This is a genomic window from Glutamicibacter sp. NPDC087673 (assembly GCF_044743255.1).
Lineage (GTDB): Bacteria > Actinomycetota > Actinomycetes > Actinomycetales > Micrococcaceae > Glutamicibacter.
In genome coordinates this window covers 400,609-418,839 of record NZ_JBIUWB010000002.1, presented here as the reverse complement: position 1 = coordinate 418,839, position 18,231 = coordinate 400,609, and the positions used below count along the sequence as shown (strand labels likewise).

Here is an 18,231-nt window from a genome sequence, read left to right as displayed (position 1 = left end):
GAGGCCCCATACGGGACACCTATTTCGTTCGAGAGGATCTGCGACAATCATGGAAATCCGCATTGGCATTCAGAATGTAGCCCGCGAAGTTGTACTTGAATCCGAGCTCAGCAACGCCGAAGTCAATGAGCTGGTCTCGAAGGCGATCGCCGACGGCACCGTTCTGGCACTGAAGGATCCAAAGGGCCGCGAGGTCCTGGTGCCTGCTGCTGGCATCGCTTACGTTGAGGTTGGCCCGGAAGAAGTCCGCCGCGTCGGCTTCGCACAGTAGAGCTTGTTGCGCGCCGAGGCATCGCCTTGGCAGCTGGTGGCCGGTTTCGCTTAGAAGCGAAACCGGCTATTTCTTCGCCCAAATGGTGATTTGACTCACCGAGTCATGGTATTGCTAAGGGGTGACTGAACGAAGAATCCGCAGCCCCCGCCCGGTTCCCGCCAACTCGCTGGCCCAGCTACTGCTCGGCCTTGAAGCAGAGTTCGAGGTACCGGCACCCTTCGACGAGCAAACCCTGAAAGCCGCGGAACTGGCGGTAGCCCAGGTCCAGCACCCCGAAGAAGACGCCACCGGCATCCCGTTCTTCACCATTGACCCGCTCGGCGCCACCGATCTCGACCAGGCGATGTTCCTTGAACGAAACGGCCAGGGCTATACCGTGCACTATGCGATCGCGGACGTTCCCGCGTTCGTGACCTTGGGCAGCCAGCTGGACCAGGTGGCCCGCCAACGCGGTCAGACCTATTACCTGCCGCACCGCAAGATCACCTTGCACCCGCCCCTGATTTCCGAAGACCAGGGCTCGCTGCTGCCAGACCAGGACCGGCCGGCCTTCCACTGGAAAATTTCCCTGGATGCCGATGGCGCCCTGGGCGAGGTCCAGCTGAACCGCGCGCGCATCCGTTCCCGCGCCCAGCTCGACTACGCCTCCGCCCAGGCCCGGCTGGATTCGGGGGAACCCGATGAGCAGCTGGAATTGCTCGCCGAAATCGGTGCTGCGCGCCTGCTGCAGGAGCAACTGCGCGGCGGCGCCTCATTGAACCTGCCGGACCAGGAAATTGAAGAAGCAGGCGACGGCTACAAGCTGGTCAGCCGCACCCCGCTGCCCCTGGAAGGGCACAACGCGCAGATTTCCCTGCTCACCGGCATAGCCGCAGCCCGCATCATGCTCGAGGCCGGTGTGGGCATCCTGCGCACCATGCCCGCACCGGATGAAGCGGACCAGCAGGAATTCCGCACCCAGACCCAGTTGCTGGGCACGCCGTGGGACGCAACGCAAAGCTATGGGCAGTACCTGCATGCATTGGATGTCAGCGACCCGAAGCAACTGGTGATCATGCATCGTGCCGCTGCGCTGTTCCGCGGTGCGGACTACCGGGTCATAGCCGGGCAGCCCGAAGAGGAACTGATCCAAGCGGCACTGGCGGCACCCTACGCGCACACCACCGCGCCGCTGCGCCGGCTCGTGGACCGCTTCGTGCTGCTCACCTGCCACCTGCTTTCCACCGGCCAACCGATCCCCGAGCAGCTCGCCTCGGCCCTGGAAGAGCTGCCCGGGCTGATGCGTACCAGCAGCATTGCCGCCAACCGGGTGAACAATGCTGCCGTCGACCTGCTCGAAGCCTATGTGCTCAAAACACGTGTCGGGGGAGAATTCCAAGCCATCGTGCTGAAGTCAGCCGAGCAAAAGGAAGATGGAAAGATTCGTCCCGGAGTGCTGCAGCTGGCCGATGAACCGGTCACCGGAGAGTTTTCCGGTTCCGCCCAGCCGGGCACCTTGGTGCGCGTAAAGCTGGTCCAAGCTGATCCCGTGGCCCGCAAGATCAGCTTCGAAATCGTGGCCTGAGACTCCTAAACCCGGGTTTCCGGGCAAAACCGGCTATGCTAGGCCTATTAGTAAATAGGATGCCCGATCGCAATGGGCTGATAGATGAAACAGTTTTATGGCGACTTCCCAGCGGCCGCCATCCCGCAGGTGCTTGACCAAGCCACCTAACGTGAAAGTAGCGATCGGCTCCGCTGGATTCGTGCGGTATCCGCATGCTCCTGGCTTGTTGCAAGCCGGAATGGAGCAGGTACCGTGCCCACATGAAACGAGAACAAAGACATCGTGACTGACACGACGCTTTCGGCCCCAGTGGCCGAACCACAAGACAATGAGCCAACCATCGCAGAGCCGATCAAGCAGAGCTTTGCCGATTTGAAGGTTCGCGAAGACATCGTTGCTTCGCTTTCGGAAGCCGGGATCGAGTACCCGTTCCCCATCCAGGCCCTGACCCTGCCAGTTGCCCTGGGCGGCAACGACATCATCGGCCAGGCCAAGACCGGCACCGGCAAGACCCTGGGCTTTGGCATCCCTGCCCTGCAGCGCGTGATCCGCGAAGGCGACAAGGGCTACGGGGATCTTGAATTCCCCGGTGCCCCGCAGGCACTGATCGTGGCCCCGACCCGCGAGCTGGCCATCCAGGTCGGCGCCGACCTGGCCCAGGCATCGAAGCACTCGAACATCTCGATCACCACCATCTACGGCGGCCGTCCCTACGAAGAGCAGATCAATGCCCTGAAGGCCGGCACCGACGTGATTGTCGGCACCCCGGGCCGCTTGATCGACCTGAACCGCCAGCGCGTGCTGAACCTCAAGCAGGTTCGCACCGTGGTACTGGACGAGGCCGACGAGATGCTGGACCTGGGCTTCCTGCCCGATGTCGAGCGCATTCTGGCCGCGTTGCCGCCGGTACGCCAGGCGATGCTGTTCTCGGCCACCATGCCCGGCGCCGTGATCACCATGGCCCGCCGCTACATGACCCGTCCCACCCACATCCGCGCCCAGGATCCCGGTGATGATGACTCGCTGACCAAGCGCAACATCCGCCAGCTGGTCTACCGCGCGCACAACATGGACAAGGACGAGATGGTGGCCCGCCTGCTGCAGGCCGAAGGCCGCGGCAAGACCATCATCTTCACCCAGACCAAGCGCTCGGCTGCCAAGCTGTCCGATGAGCTGGTGGACCGCGGCTTCAACGCCGGTTCGCTGCACGGCGATCTGGGCCAGGGCGCCCGCGAGCAGGCCTTGAAGGCCTTCCGCGCCGGCAAGGTCGACATCCTGGTAGCTACCGATGTCGCGGCCCGCGGCATCGACGTGGATGACGTCACCCACGTGGTCAACCTGCAGTGCCCGGATGATGAGAACACCTATCTGCACCGCGTAGGCCGTACCGGCCGTGCCGGCAACACCGGTATCGCGGTCACCTTCGTGGACTGGGATTCGGTGCCCCGCTGGTCGCTGATCAACAAGGCGCTGGGCCTGAACGTTCCCGAGCCGGTAGAGACCTACTCGTCCTCGCCGCATTTCTTCGCCGACTTGGGAATCCCCAAGGGCACCAAGGGCCGCTTGCAGCGTGCCAAGAAGACCGCGGCAGCTGAGGGCGATGGCTCGCCACGCCGCGAGGATTCGGCGCGCACCCCGCGCCGCCGCAGCAATTCGCGTACCCGCACCCGCACCGTGAACGGCGAGCAGACCCAGCAGCGCGGTGCGCAGGACTCCGGCGCCGAGCAGGAGGGCGCACGCCACGGCCACTCCAAGGGCAAACAGGACCGTCCGGCACGCGAAAACGAGCGCCACCGCGAAACCCATGCTTCCGGCGGGGAGCAGGAGGCGACCGAGGGCGCATCCGCTGCCCGCCGACGCCGTCCGCGCCGCCGCACCCGCAGCACCGAAGCAGGCGGCCAGGACTAATCCCCAGTCCAACCGGTCAGCCAACTTTTCCGAAAGGAACCCACACCAGCGGTGCTCGCTCTACCCGAAGAACCAGCTTTGCCCGACGCTGGAACGCAGGATGCCCCGGCGTCCGTCGTTCCAGCCTCGGGTAATACCGTGTATCACGGTGATAACCTCTCCATCCTTGGCACCCTGCCCGATCAAAGCTTCACCTTGATCTATGTGGACCCGCCGTTCAACACCGGGCGCAAGCAGACCCGTGCCCAGCGCACCATGGTTCGCGCTGCCGAAGGCGAAGGCGACCGCACCGGATTCAAGGGACGCGAGTACAACACCGAGCTGGGGATCGCCCGTTCGTATCACGATACCTTCGACGACTACCTCAGCTTCATCGAGCCGCGGCTACGCGAGGCCCACCGCCTGCTGGCCGAGGACGGCACGCTCTATGTGCACCTCGATTACCGCGAGGTGCACTACGTGAAGGTGCTGCTCGATGGGATTTTCGGCCGGGACTGCTTCCTGAACGAACTGATCTGGGCCTACGACTATGGTGCCCGCGCCAAGAGCCGCTGGCCGGCCAAGCACGACACCATCCTGGTCTACGTGAAGGATCCGAAGAAGTACCACTTCGATTCGGCTGAGGTGGACCGCGAGCCGTATATGGCTCCCGGCCTGGTCACCCCGGAGAAGCGCGCCCTGGGCAAGTTGCCGACCGATGTCTGGTGGCACACCATCGTCTCGCCGACCGGCAAGGAAAAGACCGGCTACCCGACGCAGAAGCCCGAAGGCGTGCTGCGCCGGATTGTGGCCGCGTCGTCGCGCCCCGGCGACTGGGTGCTGGACTTCTTTGCCGGCTCAGGCACCACCGGTGCGGTGTCCGCGAAGCTGGGACGCCAATATGTGCTGATTGACCAGAACCCCGAGGCCATCGAGGTGATGAAGGCTCGTTTGCCTGGAAGCACCAGCTATATCGAGGCCTGAGTTCCGGTCCCCTGGGCAATAATCCTATGCAGCATTTCCGGCTCGGTGAGATTCTCGCCGAGCCGGTTCAGCTTTCCGGTGCCGTGGTAGTCGGAAGATCCGGTGACAATCAGATCGCGATCGGCGGCCAGCTTGAGCAACCAGGCCTTCCCCTCGGCGGTATTGTCCCGGTGGTGCGCTTCGACCCCCGCTAGCCCGGCATCGATCATCTCGTAGAAGGTGGAATCGGGAACTACCCGTCCGCGCGCAGAGGCCTTGGGATGCGCGAACACCGGAACGCCACCGGCTTCCCGCACCAATTGCACCGCAGTGGCAGGATTCACCGCTGGATGCGAAACGTAGTAGCGCGAACGCGAGGAGAGGATGTTGGCGAACGCTTCATTGCGGTTATCCACCACCCCCGCAGTCACCAGCGCATCGGCAATATGCGGGCGGCCCACGGTTGAACCCGGCAGGCAATGCTCCCCCACCAGATCCCAGCTGATCGGATAGTCCTCGGCCAGCAGGTCGACAATGCGGCGGGCACGAACGATCCGCGAGTTCAGCGCAATATCCAGCTCATCGAGCAGCGGCTGGTAGGTGGGGTCATGCAGGTAGCTGAGCAGATGCACGCTGATGCCGTGGGTATCCTGGCAGGTGATTTCCATGCCCGGTATGAATCCCAGTCCCAGCTTCCCGGCTTGCGCCGCGGCTTCGGCCCAACCGGTGGTCTGGTCATGATCTGTCAACGCCACGACATCCAGGCCCGCAACCGAAGCGGCGCGCATGAGCTCGGCCGGAGTTTCAGTTCCGTCGGACACATTGGAGTGGGTGTGCAGGTCGATTCGCATATGCCTAGGTTATCCCCTGCGCTGATTCTTTGCTGGGATACAGCTGATGGTGACACACTTGGAACATGACCAATCAAGATTCATCTGCACCAAGCACTGATCAGCCGTTGGAAGACCGCGTGAACAACCGTTCCCAGCGTCCAACGTCCAAGGCATTCCAGGACTTCATGGCCTCCTCGTGGGCGCAAGACACTTCTGATCTGCCAGAACAAGATGCCGCTGCCAGCTACGCAGCCGCTCGCCGTGCCAAGCTCTCGGAGAATTTCCCCGGTGAGCGCATCGTCATTCCGGCAGGCCCGCTCAAGGTCCGCTCCAACGACACGGACTACCGTTTCCGCCCTCATTCTGCGTTCGCCCACCTGACCGGCCTGGGCGTCGACCACGAGCCCGATGCCGTACTGGTCATGGAACCGACCGATGACGGCGTGGGCGAGCACGGCTCCAACCACGTTTCCACCCTGTATTTCGCGCCGATGGCCGGCCGCGACACCACCGATTTCTATTTGAATTCGCGTTCCGGCGAATTCTGGGTGGGCCCGCGCCCAACCCTGTCCTCGCTGTCGGCGCGCACCGGGATGCCCACCGATTCGTTGGAACAGCTGGAAATCGCGATCACCAAGAATTCCGGCCCGCAGGCCCTGGGCGGCATCCGCATCCGTCTGGTGCGCGAGGTGGATCTGAACATCGAGGCGCTGGTGGATACCTCGCGCATCAACACCGGCCAGGACCTGGAAGCCAGCGATGCCCTGGATACCGAGCTGGCCGAGTTCGTTTCCGAGCTTCGCCTGGTCAAGGACGCGTACGAAATCGCCGAACTGCGCAAGTCGGTTGCCGCGACCATCAACGGCTTCGAAGACGTGGTGCGCAACGTGGACAAGGCCGTCGCGCACGAACGCGGCGAACGCGTTGTCGAAGGCGCGTTCTTCGCCCGCGCCCGGCTTGAAGGCAACGAGCTGGGCTACGACACCATCGCCGCCTCGGGCAACAACGCCACCATCTTGCACTGGATCCGCAACACCGGAACCGTCAAGCAGGGCGAGGTGCTGCTGCTGGATGCAGGTGTCGAGGCCGAATCCCTGTACACCGCAGACATCACCCGCTCGCTGCCGGTGTCCGGCAAGTACACCGAGGTGCAGCGCAAGGTCTACCAGGCCGTGCTGGATGCCGCCGATGCCGCCTTCGCTGCGGCCAAGCCGGGCCTGAAGTTCCGCGACCTGCATCTGGTGGCTACCCGCGTTTTGGCTGAGCGGCTCTCCGAGTGGGGCATCTTGCCGGTATCTGTGGAAGAAGCCATGGATCCAGAGGGGCAGCATCACCGCCGCTGGATGCCGCATGGCACCAGCCACCATCTCGGTCTGGACGTGCACGACTGCGCCCAGGCACGCGCCGAGCTGTACCTGGATGCCGAGCTGGAGGAGGGCATGGTCTTCACCATCGAGCCCGGACTCTACTTCAAGGACGAGGATCTGGCGATCCCCGAGGAGTACCGCGGCCTGGGCGTGCGCATCGAGGATGACATCCTGGTCACCGCCGATGGCGCCGAGAACTTGAGCGTTGCCCTGCCACGCAAGCCTGAGGAAGTTGAAGCGTGGATGGCTAAGTTGCGCGGCTAATTCGTCCCGCAGCGTTAACCAGCGAAAGGCATGGGCGCAGTTACCGAGGTAACTGCGCCCATGCCTTTCTTTGGCCTAGCTGGTCCCTATGCTTCAGGATCCTTGCGAGGCGCTGGTTCCTGGACCGGGGCCTGAGGCTGCTGCGAAGTATCCACTCGCGGCTCTACCTGCGACAGGTCCTGCGTGTCCTTGGCCTCGGCGGCCGGTGCTTGCGCTTCGTCCTTGGCTGGCTGCTCGACCGGCGCAACTGGCGCAGCTGGCTTGGCTTCGTTGACGCGGACGCCATAGCGGGGACGCCCATCGGGCAGGTCGGGGAACTGCGAGCTGCGCTCTTCCTCGGCGGCCGGCTGCGCAGGCGTGGCCGGTACTGCGGCGGCCGCCTGGGCCGACGGTGCGGCAGCTGCGGCAGGCTGCTGCTGCGGGGCTTGGGCAACTGGTTGCGCAGGTGCCTGCTGCGGACGCATGGGCAGCTTGGAGGCCAGGATGCGGGCCGACTGCGCATGCTCGAAATCCACCACCACGTCAAAGCTGGTGGCCACGAACTGGCTGGAGGACGCGAAATCGCGCTTGCCGCGACGCGTCGAATAGCTGATCACGCCGGCGATCATCCAAATAGCCATGCCCAGGCCGATGGCGGAGAGAATCTGGTACAGCCCGTTGCCGCCACCGCCGAAGAGGGTCAGGAGCAGGCCGACAAACAGGCCCATCATGCCGCCCTGGGCCGCGCCAGCCAGCGCCACGCGCGGGTAGGAAAGTTTCGCGGTGACTCGCTCCACGGTGCGTACGTCATTGCCGACGATGCTTACCGCGGCGACCGGGAAATCATTATCGGCCAGGTAATCCACGAGCTTCTGCGCGTCGAGATAGCTGGTGTAACGTCCAAGCAGTTCTCCGCGCGGCAGGCCGCTGGTGCTAATCGAATTTACTCCATGAGGCGAGGTCATAACTATATTGTGCACAGGTTTACTGTGAGCCTGCCTAGTTGTGAAGCAACTATCGCTGAGGGTGAAAGAAACAGCACTGGCCCTGTGGCTTTGCACACCGGGAACGGGGCTGAAACGCGATAGTCTAGGAGGGTGAGCGCACAAGTGTCTAAAATCTTCGTCGCCCGGCTGCTCGGGCTTGATGTCTTTGACCCCTTGGGCGACCGCTTAGGCCGCTTGCGCGATGTCGTGGTGGTCTCCCGCGGCCCCAAGAAACCCGCCGCCTGCGTGGGCTTGGTCGTCGAGGTCCCCGGCAAACGGCGGGTGTTCGTTCCGATGACCCGCATCCAGTCCATGGAAGCCAACCAGGTGATCTGCAACGGCCTGGTGAACATGCGCCGCTTCCAGCAGCGCGGCCAGGAAATTCTGGTTGTCGCCGAAATGTTCGACCGCACCATCACCTTCGTTGATGGTTCCGGTCGCGGTGTCATCGAGGACATCGGTTTGGCGCAGACCCGTCGCGGGGACTGGGAAATCAACGAATACTATGTCCAGCGTGGAGAACCGACGGCCAATTTGCTGGGACTGCGTTCGCGCCGCCGCAACAAGGTGCTGGTCTCCTGGGACGAGGTCAGCCACGGTTCGAAGAATGAACCGCAGTCCGCTGACACCTTCGTGGCCGCCCACGATGAGATGAAGCCTGCCGACTTTGCTGACGCCCTGCATGAAATGAATGAGAAGCGCCGCCTGGAAATCGCGGCCCATCTGCAAGATGAGCGCCTGGCCGACGTGCTCCAGGAACTTCCGGACCGCGAGCAGGTGGAGATCCTTTCCGCCCTGGGCCTGGAACGTGCCGCGGACGTGCTTGAGGAAATGGACCCGGATGACGCGGCCGACCTTCTGGCTGAAGTCAGCGAAGAGACCAAGCACCAGCTGCTGGATCTGATGAACGAGGAAGAGGCCAAGGATGTCCGCCGCTTGCTCGCCTACCCGGAAGGTACCGCCGGGTCGATCATGACCCCGGTTCCGGTGATTCTCACCCCTGAATCCACGGTCGCTGAAGCCCTGGCCTCGGTGCGCCTGGAGGAATTGAGCCCGGCGCTTGCTTCGACCGTATATGTGGTGCGCCCGCCGCTGGAGACGCCCACGGGACGCTACCTGGGCCAAGTCCACATCCAGGCGCTGCTGCGTGCCGCTCCCCCGGAGCCGCTGGGCGATATCCTTGATACGGAGCTGGAGCCCATGTCGGATCTGGCCAATATCACCGAAGTGGTTCGCCATTTGGCCACCTACAACCTCACCAGCGTAGGCGTGACCAACAAGGAAGGCCGGCTTGTAGGGGCCATCACCGTGGATGACGTGCTGGACCACATCCTCCCGGATGACTGGCGTTCCCAAGACTAGCCAACGCCCCACCCACCCATCAGCAGCAAAGGAGTTCCAGCTATGGCTGAGCAGCGCAAGAGTAACGGCCTGGATACCCCGCTTGCAGCACGACAACGCTTCTGGCCCCGGTTCTCCCCGAACCCCGACCTCTTTGGTTCGGCCACGGAGAAGTTCGCCCGCTTCATGGGCACCCCGACCTTCCTGCTGTACATGACGGTGTTCTGCGCCTTCTGGCTGATCTGGAACTCGGTCGCCCCGATCAATTGGCGTTTTGACGATGCCACCATCGGCTTCACCGCGCTGACCTTGATGCTCTCCTTGCAGGCCTCCTACGCGGCTCCGCTGCTCCTGCTGGCGCAGAACCGCCAGGATGACCGCGACCGCGTCTCGCTGACCGAGGACCGCGCCCGTGCTGAACGCAATCTGTACGACACCGAGTACCTGACCCGCGAGCTGGCTTCCCTGCGCTTGGCACTGCGCGATGTTGCCACCCGCGACTACGTGCGTTCCGAACTGCGCAATGTGCTTGAAGAGCTGCTGGAAACCTCTGATGGCGAAGAGCTGCACCTGCGCGCGAAGAAAAAGGGCGGCAATAAGAATTCGCACCCGCAAACCGGGATGATCGAAACCGTCAAGCCCCAGCAGGGCCAGTACCGGAAGAGCAAATAAGCATTGAGCACCACGCCAGAACTCCTAGCCGCCCTCGCAAAGGTCAACGACCCGGAGCTTCGCCGGCCGATCACCGAATTGGGCATGGTGGAATCAGCTGTCCTGGCCGATGGCACCGCCAAGGTCAAGATCTTGCTGACCATCGCCGGTTGCCCGATGCGCTCCACCATCGAGGAAGAGGCCACCGCGGCCCTGCTGACCGTAGCAGCGGTGCAGCGCGTTGAGGTGAGCCTGGGCGTCATGGATCCGCAGCAGCGCGCGGAGCTGCGCGAGTCACTGGCCAGCCGCCGCACCCCGTTCTCCGATCCTGCTTCCCTGACCCGGGTGATCGCTGTGGCCAGCGGCAAGGGCGGCGTGGGCAAGTCGTCGATTACCGCGAATCTGGCCTGCCAGCTAGCCTCCCAGGGCTTGAAGGTCGGCCTGATCGACGCCGATGTCCATGGTTTCTCCATTCCCTCGCTGATGGGTATTTCGCAGAACCCCACCCGGGTTGATGACATGATCCTGCCGCCGGTGGCGCACGGAGTGAAGGTCATTTCCATTGGCATGTTCCTGGATTCCAACCAGCCGGTGATCTGGCGCGGCCCGATGCTGCATCGGGCCCTGGAGCAGTTCCTCTCGGATGTCTACTTCGGGGACCTGGACTACTTGTTGCTGGACCTGCCGCCAGGCACCGGGGACATGGCCATCTCCGTGTCCCAGCTGCTGCCCAATAGCGAGCTGCTGGTGGTCACGACTCCGCAGTCCACGGCTACCGAGGTTGCCGAACGCGCCGGCACCATCGCCTTGCAGACCCATCAGAAGGTGATCGGGGTGGTTGAGAACATGAGCTTCCTGCAGCTGCCCGACGGGTCGCGCATGGAGGTCTTCGGTTCCGGTGGCGGTGCCAAGCTCAGCGAATCGCTGAGCCAGCAGCTGGGCTACCCTGTTGGGATGCTGGCCCAGATTCCGCTGGAAGAGTCCGTACGCGTGGGTTCGGATCAGGGCCAGCCGGTAGTGCTCAGCACCCCGGGGGCACCGGCCGCGGCAGCGATGCGTGAATTGGCCGGGAAATTGGAACAGCGACCGCGCGGGCTTGCCGGGCGATCGCTGCCGATGTCTTTCTGAGGACTTCTGGGCCTAGGTGGCTTCTGAGTCGAAGGGGGCCGATTCGTTGGCGCCCAGCTGCAGCTGCTGCGCGGTAGCCGAAGGGACCGCGGTGCGCACCGGTGCTGGGGCCACGGTCTTGGCTGGAGAACCCTTTGCGGCATTCACGGCGTCGTCGAATTCATCGACAAGCGCCTCCTTGATGATTCGACGTGGATCATACTGGCGCGGGTCCAGCTTCTTCCAGTCGATGTCGGCAACCTCGTCGCCTACTTCCTCGCGCAGCTGCTCCTTGGCGCCATTGGCCATGCGCCGCACTTCCTTGACCAGGTTCGCTAGCTTTTTGGCGTACTCAGGAAGCTTTTCGGGGCCCAGAATAACGACCGCCAGCACGGCGAGAACGATAAACTCGCCACCATTAATACCAAAAAGATCCACGTAAGAAGATTACCTTGTTCCAGTGCCACTAACGAAGTCACCGCGCCACGCCAACGGTGAACACGCGATGAACGGGGTTAGCTGGCGGCGCGCAAGCCTCGCGGGATGCGCGGCAACGACATGGTCTTTGCAGGGCGGTTGGCTGGATTGCGGTGAGCGAGCGCATCACGAAGCATGGCGCGGCCACGGTGGATGCGAGAACGCACGGTCCCGAGCTTGACATCCAGGATGCGTGAGACTTCCTCGTAGGAGAAGCCTTCCATATCGCACAGGACAATAGCGGCACGGAACTCCGGCGACAACGCACGCAGGGCTTCTTGCACGTCGACATCCAAGTTGTTGAATTCGAAATAGCGTTCCGGGGTTACCGCGGTACCGGGCATCCGGTCTTCGGATCCCTCGGCGAAACGGTCGAAGCGGATCTTGCTCTTGCGCCGAGCCTGGTCCAGGAACAGGTTGGTGGTAATGCGGTGCAGCCACCCGCCCATGGTTCCGGGGGTGTAATTTTCCAAGGCTTTGAATGCGCGAACGAATGCCTCCTGCGAGAGGTCCTCGGCATCTTGGCGGTTACCAGTCAAACGGTAGGACAAACGGAAGACCCGTTGCCCATGTTCTTGGACCATCTGATCCCATGTCGGAGTCGTGGTTTCGGCAGTCACCGTAGAAGAAACTGTTTCACTTCGTGCATTGTTCACACTCCAAGTATGAAATGGGAAGCTGAGCTGAAGCTAAGAATACCCTGCGCGAGAACCTCCAAGTTCAACAACTTCAGGTAACGACGTAGGTACGATGGGAACTGGCCCCGCCAATTCAACCCTTGAGGACCTCCGCCGATGCCATCGATGAATCCAGAACTCTTCGCGAGCTGGACCTATACCCAGAACCACGTCAACGAACCAGAGCATGTCGCCCCGGTTCGCGAACGTGCGGAAGACCTGGGCGTGCGTTGCATCGATCAGGCCGGCCGCTCGATGCTGCAGATGCTCTGCACCCTGCGCCAGCCGCGCAATATCGTGGAGATCGGATCCGGTGTGGGTGTCGCATCGCTGGCGATGCTCGAGGTCATGGGCAACGCCATGACGTTGACCGCGATTGAATCGGATCTGGAGCACGCCAACGCGATGCGCCAGGGCCTGCGCGATTCAGGCATCCCGACGGCCCGCGCCCGCATTATCAACGAGCGCGCAGAGAACGTGCTCTCGCGCTTGGCCGACCACGCCTACGACCTGGTACTCATCGACGCCGGCGCTGAGCTGCTGCTCGAGTACGTGGCCGAGGCCAAGCGGCTGGTCGGAATCGGCGGAGTGATCATAGTGAACAACGCCTACGACGAGCACCGCCTAGCCAAGCCCGCGGTTCGCCGCCCCTCCACCGTCACGACCCGAGATGCGCTGCGCATGCTGCGCGAGGACCCGCGCTTGCAGACCCACCTGTTCCCTACCGAGCAGGGCCTGTTTGTGGCCACTGTCCTTCCTGCCAAGGCCGCGACCCGCCTCTAGCCGCTGATTTCGGGAAAGACTAAGGACCGACATTTCTGTCGGTCCTCGATTGCCGCACGAGCAACCCGTGCGGCCAAAGCTAGAACTTGGGCAAGCTTACTCAGTTACCTTGAGCAGGCACTCACGCAATTCGGTTGCCTCGTCGTTGTTCAACTCGACTACCAGTCGTCCGCCTCCGTCGATTGGCAGGCGCAAGATGAGGCTGCGGCCTTCCTTAGCGACTTCCATTGGTCCATCACCGGTGCGTGGCTTCATAGCAGCCATTAAGCTGTTCCCTTCGTCTGTGGCTAACGCATGCACTGGCGCTTGCCGTGCATACAACCGAATGCCTAGTCCATCCTCAGCAAGGATTCCCTGCTGAGTTGGGACACTTATCTTTTATTATTACTAATTTTCGCCCGTGTCGCTAATCACACGCCGTGACTCAAGGTCACGAACCGTATTCTCCAGCTCGGTAATTTCTGCCGCGAGGACATCGAGCACCTCATCCACCTGGTCGCAGCGGTAACCGCGCAAGCCCAAGGAGAAGCGAACTTTCTCCACATCTTCAGCGCGCGGATTCTTGGCCAGCAGCACCGGCGGCAACGAAGCCTGGTGCTCTACCAATCCCGTGATGGGCTCCCCAGTGGATTCGAAGTGGCGACCTGCCGGTACATTCTTCCGCTGGCTGGACAGCAGCAGCGCAACAGCACCCACCAGCAATACTGCGATGGCAACAAGGAGGAACGGCATCGCCTACTGCCCCTTCGCCAGGTCGCCGACCTTCAGGTTTTCTTTATGCGCACGCAGCACCAGATCCACCGCTTCATCAGGATCATCGGTGATAGTGAACAAGTCCAGATCACCGGGCGAAATGGTGCCTTCAGCAACGAGCGTCTTGGTCATCCAGTCCACCAGGCCGCCCCAGTATTCGGTGCCCACAAGCACAATCGGGAAGCTGGTGATCTTCTTGGTCTGGACCAAGGTCAATGCTTCGAACAGTTCGTCCAGGGTGCCAAAACCCCCGGGGAGCACGATGAAGCCCTGCGAGTACTTCACGAACATCGTCTTGCGCACGAAGAAGTAGCGGAAGTTCAGGCCCTTGTTGACCCAGGCATTCAGTCCGGTTTCAAAAGGCAGCTCAATGCCTAGGCCTACGGAAACGCCGTCCTTGTCAGCAGCTCCCTTGTTGGCCGCTTCCATGGCGCCGGGGCCGCCACCGGTGATGGTAGTGATGCCTTCCTCGGCCAAGCGGCTGCCGACACGCTGGGCCATCGCATAGTACGGGCTGCCTGGATCCGTGCGCGCGGAACCGAAAACCGCGATGGCAGGACCGGTGCCGGCCATATTTCCAAAGCCGGAGACGAATTCCGATTGGATTCGCAACACGCGCCACACGTCGCTATGCGTGACATCGACCTGCGGGCTTTCCAGAAGATGGTGGTCAAGCTGATCTTCCGGTTGCTTTCCTGGCCAGCTCGCTTCGATGTGGCGCTTTTGCCCGACCCGGGCATTTTCTTCACTCTTACGCTGATGAACCATAGCTTCACTCTATCGGTTACTCCTGCGCATCTTCGGATGTGACCTACCGCGGATTGGAGAACAGTTTGATAACAACTAGGTGTGACATGGTCGACGGGTCGCGTAGTCGCCGTCACATCAAGTAATGTCTACAACATGAAAAGCGATCATCAGGCTCAAGCTTCTTCTGAAGGCCCTATCGTCCAGCTGACTGGGGTCAATAAGCACTACGGTGCGCTGCATGTGCTCAACGGCATCAATCTCGAAGTGACCAAGGGCGAGGTCGTTGTGATCCTCGGCCCGTCGGGCTCGGGCAAGTCCACGCTGTGCCGCGCCATCAACCGACTGGAAACCATCGACGAAGGCACCATCAAGATTGATGGCAAGACCCTTCCCGAAGAGGGCAAGGCACTGGCCAATCTCCGGGCCGATGTCGGCATGGTCTTCCAGTCCTTCAACCTCTTTGCCCACAAGTCGATCTTGGAGAACGTGACCCTCGGTCCGATGAAGGTCAAGGGCATGAAGAAGGATGAGGCCAAGAAATTGGCGATGCAGCTGCTGGAGCGTGTGGGCGTGGCCAATCAGGCCGGCAAACTGCCCGCACAGCTTTCTGGCGGCCAGCAGCAGCGTGTGGCGATCGCCCGCGCACTGGCCATGAAGCCGAAGGTGATGCTTTTCGACGAGCCAACCAGTGCCCTGGACCCGGAAATGATCAACGAGGTCCTGGACACCATGGTGGGTCTTGCCAAGGAAGGCATGACCATGCTCGTGGTCACCCACGAGATGGGCTTCGCCCGCAAGGCGGCGGACCGCGTGATCTTCATGGCCGACGGCCAGATCGTCGAGCAGGCCACTCCTGAGGAATTCTTCACCAATCCCAAATCCGACCGTGCCAAGGATTTCCTTGGCAAGTTGATCACCAACCACTAATTTCATCATCACGCATCCAATAGGAGGAACAATGCGCAAGACTCGTTTCGGCACTGTAGCCGCAATGGCCGCCGTCGCAGCCCTGGCCCTGACTTCATGTGGCGGCTCCGGCGACAGCGAAGCCGACGGCGACAAGATCCGCATCGGCATCAAGTACGACCAGCCGGGACTCGGCTTCAAGGACGGCGATAACTACACCGGTTTCGACGTTGACGTCGCCAAGTACGTAGCCAGCGAACTGGGCTACACCGAGGATAAGATCGAATTCATTTCGGCACCGTCGGCCAACCGCGAGACCATGCTGCAGAACAACCAGGTTGACATGATCTTCGCAACCTACTCGATCACCGATGAGCGCAACAAGGTTGTCGACTTCGCTGGTCCATACTTTGTCGCCGGCCAGGACCTGCTGGTTCCATCCGACTCGGATATCGCCGGCCCAGAAGACCTCGATGGCAAGAACCTGTGCTCGGTCACCGGTTCCACCTCGGCCCAGAAGGTCAAGGACAACTACGCCCAGAACACCAACCTGCAGGAACTTCCGGGCTATGCAGAGTGCACCACCCAGATGAGTGGCGGCACCATTGACGCGGTTACCACCGATGACATCATCCTTGCCGGCCTGGCTGCGCAGCCTGCCTACAAGGGCAAGTTCAAGGTTGTCGGCGCGCCATTCACCGAAGAGAACTACGGCGTGGGCCTGCCTGATGGCACCGACAAGTGCGGCGACATCAATGCGGCAATCACCAAGATGATCGAGTCCGGCGAGTGGCAGAAGGCCCTGGACAAGAACACCGAAGGCACCGGTTACAAGCCGAACGCTGAAACCAACCCGCCAACCCTTTCGGATTCCTGCGCCTAGCAGCATCTGATGCGATGGGGGCCAAACGCAGCGTGTTTGGCCCCCATCTGCAATCTGCGTTTCCCAGGTACCAGCTAATGCAGGTACCGGACCCATAGCCGCTTGGCCGGTTTTCCGGCCATCGAGACAGAGGCTTGCAGTGGAGAATTACTTATCCATATTCACTGAGTACGACATTCCCGGAGCTTTCTGGGTCAATATCCAACTAACTTTCTGGGCTGCCATAGGCGCCCTCGTGCTGGGCACCATCTTGGCCTTGCTGCGCATCTCCCCCGTGGGGAGCTTCCAGGCCCTGGGCACCAGCTACGTTAACCTGATTCGCAATACCCCGCTGACCATCATCATCCTGTTCTGCGTGCTGGCCCTCTACGGCCAGCTCGGATTCGTGCTCAGCAGCGATTTCCAGGGAAACTTCTTCCGCCTCGCCGTCCTTGGCCTTGCGGTTTACCACGCGGCGTTCGTGTGCGAAGCGATCCGCTCGGGCGTGAACACGGTTCCCCTGGGACAGGCAGAAGCTGCTCGTGCCATCGGCCTGAGCTTCTTGCCCGCAGCGCGCTTGGTGATTCTGCCGCAGGCCTTCCGCGGCGCGATTGTCCCCTTGGGCAACACCTTGATCGCCTTGATCAAGAACTCCACCGTCGCAGCGGTCGGTTCGGTTGCCACGGAATCCTCCTCGGTCATGAAGACCATGATTGAGTTCCGCGCAGATATCGTGATCCCGATCTTCTTGACCTTCGCAGTGGGCTTCGTGATCATCGTCATTCCGGTGGGCCTGTTGACTACTTGGGCTTCTAAGAAACTGGCGGTGGCACGATGAGCGCGTCGATTCTTTTTGATACTCCCGGGCCAAAGGCCCGCCGCCGCATCTTGGCGGTAAACATAGTCGGCGCCTTGATTGCCTTGGGCATCGTGGCGTGGATCGTCCTCGGCCTGGCCGCCAAGGACCAGATGCAGCCTTCGCAATGGGATGACTTCATCGAAGGCAGCACCTGGAAGAACTACCTGCTTCCGGGCTTGTGGAACACCACCAAGGCAGCAGTCCTGGGCATCATCGGCTCGGTGATCTTCGGCCTGATCTTCGGTGTCGGCCGCTTGGCGCAGAATAAGCTGATCAACGGAATCTCCACCGTGATTGTCGAATTCTTCCGCGCGGTACCAGTGCTGCTGATGATCGTGTTCTTCAACGTCTTCTTCTCCCGTTCCCTGCAGCTGTCAGGTGATACGGCGATGTGGGCCGTGGTCGCGGCGCTGATCTTCTACAACGGCTCGGTCGTTGCGGAGCTGGTCCGTTCCGGCGTTCACAATCTGCCCAAGGGACAGCGCGAGGCAGGCATAGCGATCGGCCTGACCCGTGGCATGTCGCTGCGCCACATCGAGATTCCGCAGGCGCTGGTCGCCATGCTGCCGGCGTTGATCGGCCAGTTCGTTGTGATCTTGAAGGACTCGGCTTTGGGCTACATCATCAGCTTCAACGAGTTGCTGTTCTTCGCCCGCACCTACTCCTCGCCTAACGGCAACGTCCTGCAGGCGCTGATTGTGGCGGCAGCCATCTTCATCATCATCAACTTCACCTTGAGCAAGATTGCCGTGATTGTCTCGCGCCGGCTGAGCAGCCGGGTGAAGAAGGAGAAGAATGCCCCGGCCGGCCCGGCCGCAGCCATAGTCGGCGCCCCAGCCGGCCTCGACGTGCCAGCGCCACAGGATCCTTCCGATCCCAAGGCCTAGCAGCTGAAACAAAAAAATCTCCGTACCGCATGATTCGCGCGGTACGGAGATTTTTTGTCTCTTCAAAGGCTGATCATCC

20 protein-coding genes are annotated in these 18,231 nt (G+C 61.8%); 13 read left to right on the top strand and 7 right to left on the bottom strand.

The features are described from left to right. Positions 1–49: 49 nt before the first annotated feature. From ACIOTL_RS06405 to ACIOTL_RS06390, 4 genes are all read left to right on the top strand, one after another. Positions 50–271 (top strand): DUF3107 domain-containing protein, encoded by a 222-nt coding sequence (locus ACIOTL_RS06405; RefSeq protein ID WP_105657517.1) that lies wholly within the window; start codon positions 50–52, stop codon positions 269–271. Positions 272–392: 121 nt separating this feature from the next. Next, positions 393–1,838 (top strand): RNB domain-containing ribonuclease, encoded by a 1,446-nt coding sequence (locus ACIOTL_RS06400; protein ID WP_133833700.1) that lies wholly within the window; start codon positions 393–395, stop codon positions 1,836–1,838. Positions 1,839–2,102: 264 nt separating this feature from the next. Then, a complete protein-coding gene (locus ACIOTL_RS06395; RefSeq protein ID WP_105657519.1) occupies positions 2,103–3,728 on the top strand; it encodes a DEAD/DEAH box helicase in 1,626 nt (541 codons plus the stop codon). Positions 3,729–3,806: 78 nt separating this feature from the next. Then, on the top strand, positions 3,807–4,691 hold the full coding sequence (locus ACIOTL_RS06390) for a site-specific DNA-methyltransferase (RefSeq protein ID WP_105657678.1): 885 nt from the start codon (positions 3,807–3,809) through the stop codon (positions 4,689–4,691). Here the strand turns inward: ACIOTL_RS06390 and ACIOTL_RS06385 are convergent. Then, a complete protein-coding gene (locus ACIOTL_RS06385) occupies positions 4,676–5,521 on the bottom strand; it encodes a PHP domain-containing protein (protein WP_133833698.1) in 846 nt (281 codons plus the stop codon). The two genes, ACIOTL_RS06390 and ACIOTL_RS06385, sit on opposite strands and share 16 nt — an antisense overlap. 65 nt (positions 5,522–5,586) lie before the next feature. Between ACIOTL_RS06385 and ACIOTL_RS06380 the strand changes: the two genes are divergently transcribed. Further along, positions 5,587–7,134 carry an aminopeptidase P family protein gene (locus ACIOTL_RS06380; RefSeq protein ID WP_400342157.1) on the top strand — a complete coding sequence of 516 codons (1,548 nt, stop codon included), beginning with the start codon at positions 5,587–5,589 and terminating at the stop codon, positions 7,132–7,134. 86 nt (positions 7,135–7,220) lie between these two features. Here ACIOTL_RS06380 and ACIOTL_RS06375 read toward each other — a convergent pair whose 3' ends face one another. Continuing rightward, positions 7,221–8,078: a general stress protein gene (locus ACIOTL_RS06375; RefSeq protein WP_332498434.1), complete on the bottom strand. Its 858-nt coding sequence runs from the start codon at positions 8,076–8,078 to the stop codon at positions 7,221–7,223. Between the two features lie 132 nt (positions 8,079–8,210). On the opposite strand from ACIOTL_RS06375, the gene ACIOTL_RS06370 reads away from it, so the two are divergent. The 3 genes from ACIOTL_RS06370 to ACIOTL_RS06360 are packed head-to-tail and all read left to right on the top strand — an operon-like array spanning position 8,211 to position 11,219. Continuing rightward, positions 8,211–9,461, top strand: coding sequence for a magnesium transporter MgtE N-terminal domain-containing protein (locus ACIOTL_RS06370; protein ID WP_105657522.1), 1,251 nt, complete (start codon positions 8,211–8,213; stop codon positions 9,459–9,461). 42 nt (positions 9,462–9,503) lie between these two features. Then, positions 9,504–10,112 (top strand): DUF1003 domain-containing protein, encoded by a 609-nt coding sequence (locus ACIOTL_RS06365; protein WP_332498436.1) that lies wholly within the window; start codon positions 9,504–9,506, stop codon positions 10,110–10,112. 3 nt (positions 10,113–10,115) lie between these two features. Beyond that, entirely contained in the window at positions 10,116–11,219 is a 1,104-nt protein-coding gene (locus ACIOTL_RS06360; protein WP_105661514.1) for an Mrp/NBP35 family ATP-binding protein, read from the top strand. Positions 11,220–11,231: 12 nt separating this feature from the next. On the opposite strand, the gene ACIOTL_RS06355 is transcribed toward ACIOTL_RS06360, so the two are convergent. After that, positions 11,232–11,636, bottom strand: a complete 405-nt coding sequence (locus tag ACIOTL_RS06355) for a sec-independent translocase (RefSeq protein WP_105661515.1) — start codon at positions 11,634–11,636, stop codon at positions 11,232–11,234. A 77-nt stretch (positions 11,637–11,713) separates the two neighbouring features. Further along, positions 11,714–12,331, bottom strand: a complete 618-nt coding sequence (gene sigE, locus ACIOTL_RS06350; protein ID WP_105657526.1) for an RNA polymerase sigma factor SigE — start codon at positions 12,329–12,331, stop codon at positions 11,714–11,716. A gap of 138 nt (positions 12,332–12,469) precedes the next feature. On the opposite strand from sigE, the gene ACIOTL_RS06345 reads away from it, so the two are divergent. After that, a complete protein-coding gene (locus ACIOTL_RS06345) occupies positions 12,470–13,135 on the top strand; it encodes a class I SAM-dependent methyltransferase (RefSeq protein WP_332488629.1) in 666 nt (221 codons plus the stop codon). A gap of 96 nt (positions 13,136–13,231) precedes the next feature. On the opposite strand, the gene ACIOTL_RS06340 is transcribed toward ACIOTL_RS06345, so the two are convergent. The 3 genes from ACIOTL_RS06340 to ACIOTL_RS06330 form a co-directional block, all read right to left on the bottom strand. After that, positions 13,232–13,399 carry a DUF3117 domain-containing protein gene (locus tag ACIOTL_RS06340; RefSeq protein WP_013349509.1) on the bottom strand — a complete coding sequence of 56 codons (168 nt, stop codon included), beginning with the start codon at positions 13,397–13,399 and terminating at the stop codon, positions 13,232–13,234. Positions 13,400–13,522: 123 nt separating this feature from the next. Beyond that, entirely contained in the window at positions 13,523–13,867 is a 345-nt protein-coding gene (locus ACIOTL_RS06335; RefSeq protein ID WP_105657528.1) for a DivIVA domain-containing protein, read from the bottom strand. A gap of 3 nt (positions 13,868–13,870) precedes the next feature. Beyond that, positions 13,871–14,656, bottom strand: coding sequence for a TIGR00730 family Rossman fold protein (locus tag ACIOTL_RS06330; RefSeq protein ID WP_105661516.1), 786 nt, complete (start codon positions 14,654–14,656; stop codon positions 13,871–13,873). Positions 14,657–14,833: 177 nt separating this feature from the next. On the opposite strand from ACIOTL_RS06330, the gene ACIOTL_RS06325 reads away from it, so the two are divergent. The 4 genes from ACIOTL_RS06325 to ACIOTL_RS06310 all read left to right on the top strand — a co-directional run bounded on the left by ACIOTL_RS06325 (position 14,834) and on the right by ACIOTL_RS06310 (position 18,152). Further along, the gene (locus ACIOTL_RS06325) at positions 14,834–15,565 is read left to right on the top strand and encodes an amino acid ABC transporter ATP-binding protein (protein WP_181148852.1); all 732 of its coding nucleotides are present in this window, start codon (positions 14,834–14,836) and stop codon (positions 15,563–15,565) included. Positions 15,566–15,596: 31 nt separating this feature from the next. Further along, complete coding sequence (locus ACIOTL_RS06320) at positions 15,597–16,427, top strand: glutamate ABC transporter substrate-binding protein (protein WP_105657531.1); 831 nt, start codon at positions 15,597–15,599, stop codon at positions 16,425–16,427. Positions 16,428–16,566: 139 nt separating this feature from the next. Continuing rightward, on the top strand, positions 16,567–17,244 hold the full coding sequence (locus ACIOTL_RS06315) for an amino acid ABC transporter permease (RefSeq protein WP_105657532.1): 678 nt from the start codon (positions 16,567–16,569) through the stop codon (positions 17,242–17,244). After that, positions 17,241–18,152 carry an amino acid ABC transporter permease gene (locus tag ACIOTL_RS06310; protein WP_105661517.1) on the top strand — a complete coding sequence of 304 codons (912 nt, stop codon included), beginning with the start codon at positions 17,241–17,243 and terminating at the stop codon, positions 18,150–18,152. The genes ACIOTL_RS06315 and ACIOTL_RS06310 overlap by 4 nt, the downstream gene beginning before the upstream one ends. Positions 18,153–18,231: the final 79 nt, after the last annotated feature.